This window comes from Mesorhizobium sp. M7A.F.Ca.CA.002.04.1.1 (genome assembly GCF_004022805.1).
Lineage (GTDB): Bacteria > Pseudomonadota > Alphaproteobacteria > Rhizobiales > Rhizobiaceae > Mesorhizobium > Mesorhizobium ciceri.
This window is the reverse complement of the sequence record NZ_RZPL01000452.1, coordinates 1-4,772: the sequence shown is the minus strand read 5'-3', so window position 1 is coordinate 4,772 and position 4,772 is coordinate 1. Positions and strand designations below refer to the sequence as shown.

7 protein-coding genes are annotated in these 4,772 nt (G+C 61.9%); all 7 read left to right on the top strand.

Annotated elements, in window-relative coordinates:
• Nucleotides 1-68 precede the first annotated feature (68 nt).
• Nucleotides 69-617, top strand: a complete 549-nt coding sequence (locus ENZ75_RS21425; protein ID WP_063167769.1) for a ubiquinol-cytochrome C chaperone family protein — start codon at nucleotides 69-71, stop codon at nucleotides 615-617.
• The gene (locus ENZ75_RS21420; protein ID WP_013532234.1) at nucleotides 614-1,162 is read left to right on the top strand and encodes a DUF177 domain-containing protein; all 549 of its coding nucleotides are present in this window, start codon (nucleotides 614-616) and stop codon (nucleotides 1,160-1,162) included. The genes ENZ75_RS21425 and ENZ75_RS21420 overlap by 4 nt, the downstream gene beginning before the upstream one ends.
• A 112-nt stretch (nucleotides 1,163-1,274) precedes the next feature.
• Nucleotides 1,275-2,345, top strand: coding sequence for a phosphate acyltransferase PlsX (gene plsX, locus ENZ75_RS21415; RefSeq protein ID WP_024504675.1), 1,071 nt, complete (start codon nucleotides 1,275-1,277; stop codon nucleotides 2,343-2,345).
• 9 nt (nucleotides 2,346-2,354) lie between these two features.
• Entirely contained in the window at nucleotides 2,355-3,326 is a 972-nt protein-coding gene (locus ENZ75_RS21410; RefSeq protein WP_024504674.1) for a beta-ketoacyl-ACP synthase III, read from the top strand.
• Nucleotides 3,327-3,429: 103 nt separating this feature from the next.
• Nucleotides 3,430-3,753: an integration host factor subunit alpha gene (locus ENZ75_RS21405; protein ID WP_128278296.1), complete on the top strand. Its 324-nt coding sequence runs from the start codon at nucleotides 3,430-3,432 to the stop codon at nucleotides 3,751-3,753.
• A gap of 125 nt (nucleotides 3,754-3,878) precedes the next feature.
• Complete coding sequence (locus tag ENZ75_RS21400) at nucleotides 3,879-4,418, top strand: MerR family transcriptional regulator (RefSeq protein WP_063167770.1); 540 nt, start codon at nucleotides 3,879-3,881, stop codon at nucleotides 4,416-4,418.
• Between the two features lie 85 nt (nucleotides 4,419-4,503).
• Nucleotides 4,504-4,772, top strand: a 269-nt coding sequence (locus ENZ75_RS21395; protein ID WP_128278295.1) for a hypothetical protein, incomplete at its 3' end; no start/stop codon positions are given.

Here is a 4,772-nt window from a genome sequence, read left to right as displayed (position 1 = left end):
GGTAAACCAGCTTGCTTGCCGATGCAACAAGCCCACTTCAACAAACGGTCCCCAGGAGACCATCCCCAATGTTCCAGCGCTTTTTTGGCCGCGAACGCTACGCCAACCGCGCTATCACCGAGGCGCTTTACGCACAAATCGTGGCGGCGGCGCGGCAGACGGTGTTTTATTCCCACTGGAATGTGCCAGACACGCCGCTTGGCCGTTTCGAGATGCTGTCGCTGCACATGTTCCTGTTCCAGCACAGGTTGCGCGGTGAGAGCGGTGCGGCGCAAGAGGTCGCCCAGGTGCTGATCGACGAGTTCTTCCTCGACGTCGACCATTCGTTGCGGGAATTGGGCATTGGCGACGTTGGCGTGCCCAAACGCATGAAAAAGCTGGCAAAGATGTTTTATGGCCGAACCGCTGCCTATGACGATGCCCTGGAAAGAAACGACCATGAAGCGCTGACCGCGGCTCTTGCCCGCAATGTCCGGCCCGACGCGGGCGCCTGGCTGGAAGCATCGCTGCTGGCCAACTATGTTACCGACGCGCGCAATCATCTGGCCGCGCAGACATCCGAATCGATTGTCTCCGGCACGCTGACCTTTCCCGCCGCCAAGGAGGTTGAACAATGAAGCATGTGGACCCGCAAAGCCCGGTCTCCTTCCGTGCAAACATCACGCGCCTGCCGCAAAAGGGCCTGCCGCTGGTTGTCGAAGCCGATGCCGCACAGCGTGCGGCACTGGCCGAGGAGCACGGGTTGATTTCGGTCGAATCCTATCGCGCCGAGCTTCTGGTCGCGTCGTGGAAGCGCAATGGCGTGAAGATAAGCGGTCGTGTCGAAGCCGACATCACCCAGGCCTGCATCGTCACGCTCGAGCCTGTCGAAGCGCATATCGACGAACCGGTCGAAGCGCTGCTGCTGCCCGAGGATTCCAAGCTTGGACGGCAGGGTTTCGATGGTGGCGGCGAGATCCTGCTCGACGCGGAAGGCCCTGACAGTCCAGAGACATTTTCCGGTGACACGATCGATGTCGGGGCACTCGCCGAACAGTATTTCGGGCTCGCCATCGACCCCTATCCGCGTAAGCAGGGCGCAGCGCTCAACGCCGGCAGCGAGACCGAACCGGCGGAGAATGAATTTCAGCAAAAACTGCGATCCTTGCTGGGAAAATCCTGAAAAGCTCGCCCGCGACGGAAAAGTCGGTTGTGTGGCAGCCCAAAACCGTTATTTTCGCCGAACCTTCGCGGTCGCTAAACGACCTGCCGCCTAACCGTGAGACAAATACCGCGTGATCAGGATTTCCATCGATGCCATGGGCGGCGATCACGGACCAGCCGTGGTCATTCCAGCGCTCATGACGGTCGCGACCCGTCGTCCCGACATCCGCTTCGTCATCTTCGGGCGTGAGGAGGTCGTGCGCCCGGAGCTCGCCAAATTTCCCAAGCTTGCCGAGATCAGCGAATTCTTCCATTGCGAAATTGCGGTCAGGATGGACGACAAGCCGAGCCAGGCGCTGCGCCACGGCCGCTGGAAGTCATCGATGTGGAAGGCCGTCGAAGCGGTCAAGGCCGGCACGGCCGACGCCTGCATTTCCGCGGGCAACACCGGTGCGCTGATGGCGATGTCGAAATTCTGCCTGCGCACCATGGCCACCATCGATCGCCCGGCGATCGCAGCCCTTTGGCCGACATTGCGCGGCGAAAGCGTGGTGCTGGATGTCGGCGCGACCATCGGGGCCGATGCGCAACAGCTCATCGATTTTGCCATTCTCGGCACCGGCATGGCGCGCTCGGTCTTCGGCATAGCCCGGCCCAGCGTCGGCCTGCTCAATGTCGGCGTCGAGGAGATCAAAGGCCAGGAAGAGGTTAAGGAGGCGGGGCGCATGCTGCGCGAAGCCAACATGGCCTCGATGAACTATCACGGTTTCGTCGAGGGCGACGATATCGGCAAGGGCACGGTCGACGTTGTGGTGACCGAGGGCTTCGCCGGCAACATCGCTCTGAAGACCGCGGAAGGCACGGCGCGCCAGATAGCGGGTTATCTGCGCGCCGCGATGAGCCGCACCCTGATGGCCAGGATCGGCTACGTCTTCGCTAAGGGCGCCTTCAACCGCTTGCGCGAAAAGATGGATGTCGGCCGCTCCAATGGCGGCGTTTTCCTGGGGCTGAGCGGGATCGTCGTCAAAAGCCATGGCGGTGCTGATTCTGACGGGTTCGCCGCCGCGATCGAACTCGGCTATGACATGGTCCGCAACAACCTCCTCGACCGTATCGAGGCCGATCTGGACCTGTTTCATGCGCGCAACCCGCGCGCCCTGTCATCTAGGAAATCCGACGTCGTCACCGACGCAAAGGAATAGGAAAGAACTTTGATCAGATCAGTCGTGCGCGGCACGGGCGCCGCGCTGCCCCGCCGAATCATGAAGAATGCCGATTTCGAAGGCATGGTCGAGACCTCCGACGAGTGGATCGCCCAGCGCACCGGCATTCGCCAGCGCCACATCGCGGGCGATGACGAGACGACCGCTTCGCTGGGGGAAGCGGCGGCACGTGCCGCACTTGCCAATGCGGGCCTCACGCCCGCCGACATCGATCTGATCGTGCTGGCGACCTCGACGCCCAACAACACGTTTCCGGCCACCGCCGTCGAGATCCAGAACCGGCTCGGTATGCATCACGGCTTTGCCTTCGACATGCAGGCGGTCTGTTCGGGTTTCGTCTATGCCGTGACCACCGCCGATCTCTACATCCGCGGCGGCCTGGCCAAGCGTGTCCTGGTGATCGGGTCCGAAACATTCTCGCGCATTCTCGACTGGAGCGACCGGTCGACCTGTGTGCTGTTCGGAGACGGCGCCGGTGCCATGATCCTGGAAGCGGGCGAGGGCGCGGGCACGATCGCCGACCATGGCGTTCTGGCGGCCAGCCTGCGCTCCGACGGCACGCACAAGGACAAGCTTTTTGTCGATGGCGGGCCGTCGACGACGGGTACGGTCGGCCATCTCCGGATGGAGGGCCGCGAAGTCTTCAAGCACGCGGTCGGCATGATCACCGACGTCATCGAGGCGACGTTCGCGCAAGCCGGTATCTCAGCCGAGGATCTCGACTGGTTCGTGCCGCACCAGGCCAATAAACGAATTATTGACGCTTCCGCCAAGAAGCTCGGGATAGCTGAGCAAAAGGTGGTGGTTACGGTCGATTTGCACGGTAACACCTCGGCTGCTTCCGTGCCGTTGGCGCTGTCGGTGGCCGTTGCCGACGGCCGCATCAAGAAGGGCGATCTCGTCCTCCTGGAAGCGATGGGTGGCGGCTTCACCTGGGGCGCTGTCCTGGTTCGCTGGTAAGTGCCGAACGGTCCAGTTTCGGTCCTTGACCTTGACGGATCAATTACTTAGGCTCTGCCGTTGTTGTGCCGAATTTTATGTTTTGAGCTGATGGGACGGTCGCATGGGGGGAAAGACACTTACGCGCGCCGACCTTGCCGAGGCAGTTTACCGGAAGGTCGGCCTGTCGCGCACTGAATCGGCCGAACTCGTCGAAGCGGTGCTGGATGAAATCTGCGAAGCCATCGTGCGCGGCGAAACGGTGAAGCTGTCGTCCTTCGCGACATTCCACGTCCGCTCCAAGAACGAGCGTATCGGCCGCAATCCCAAGACTGGCGAGGAAGTGCAGATCCTGCCGCGTCGGGTGATGACCTTCAAGTCGTCCAACGTGCTGAAGAGCCGTATCTTGCGCTCCCATCAGAGCGGCAAGGCCAAAAGCGGCAAGTAATCCTAGAGCGCGGTTGAAAACCGCCACCGCCATGACGCCGGGCTTGAATATTGCTTCATAAACCGCTGAAATAAGCCCCGATTCGGCAGCTAGGCCGGATCATCGTCCAGCGTGAGGATTCGCCCATGGACAAGAGCCCCGACGCCTTTCGTACCATCAGCGAGGTCGCCGAAGATCTCGATTTGCCGCAGCATGTGCTGCGCTTCTGGGAAACGCGTTTCAACCAGATCAAGCCGATGAAGCGCGGCGGCGGCCGTCGTTACTACCGGCCGCAGGATGTCGAGCTGATCAAGGGCATCCGTCACATGCTCTACGACCAGGGCTACACCATCAAGGGCGTGCAGAAGCTGTTGCGCGAGAACGGCAACCATTTCCTGGTTGCCATCGGCAATGGCGACATGGCCGCCGTCGAGGCGATCTCGCAGCGAAGGCAGGCTGACCAGGTGCCGCTGACGCCGGCGGCCCAGCCGCGCAGCATGGACGACGAACTGGTCGGCCAGCCGCGCGTCAAACCCAGCCGTCGCTTTTTCGGCCTGGGCAAGAGCGACGAGGACGGTCCGGTGCAGCCGGATGCATCGAAACTCTCGCGCGACAACAGGGCCTTGCTGCAGGAGGCGTTGTTCGACCTCCTGGAATGCAAGCGCCTGCTTGATCAGGTGCGCTGACCGCAGCCCGACGCGATAGTTCGAAACCGGAACCCGTCTTCCGGTGAGGCGTTACGTTTCCTTCTGCAAGTGAAGGAAACACATCATGGCATCATTTTCGACCCTCTCGGACATCGATCTCGACAGGCAGGTCGCGGCTCTCACCAAAGAACTGGCCAGCTTGAAGAGGGCTGTGGCAAGGCGAGGCGGCGCCTACTACGAGGACGGTCGCGATGCAGCCTTCGACACCTATTCCGATCTTGCGGGGCGTCTGCGCGACGCCATGCCGGCACTGCGTAAACAGGGCAGGGTGATCGAGAGGTCGGCCCGCGACCATCCGGCGGCTGCCGCTGCTGTCGGCCTTGTGGTGCTCGG

What these genes read in the sequence shown, in the direction of transcription:
- ENZ75_RS21425 (WP_063167769.1), top strand. Translation starts at nt 69, where the DNA reads ATGTTCCAGCGCTTTTTTGGCCGCGAACGCTACGCCAACCGCGCTATC.
- ENZ75_RS21420 (WP_013532234.1), top strand. Translation starts at nt 614, where the DNA reads ATGAAGCATGTGGACCCGCAAAGCCCGGTCTCCTTCCGTGCAAACATC.
- ENZ75_RS21405 (WP_128278296.1), top strand. Translation starts at nt 3,430, where the DNA reads ATGGGGGGAAAGACACTTACGCGCGCCGACCTTGCCGAGGCAGTTTAC.
- ENZ75_RS21400 (WP_063167770.1), top strand. Translation starts at nt 3,879, where the DNA reads ATGGACAAGAGCCCCGACGCCTTTCGTACCATCAGCGAGGTCGCCGAA.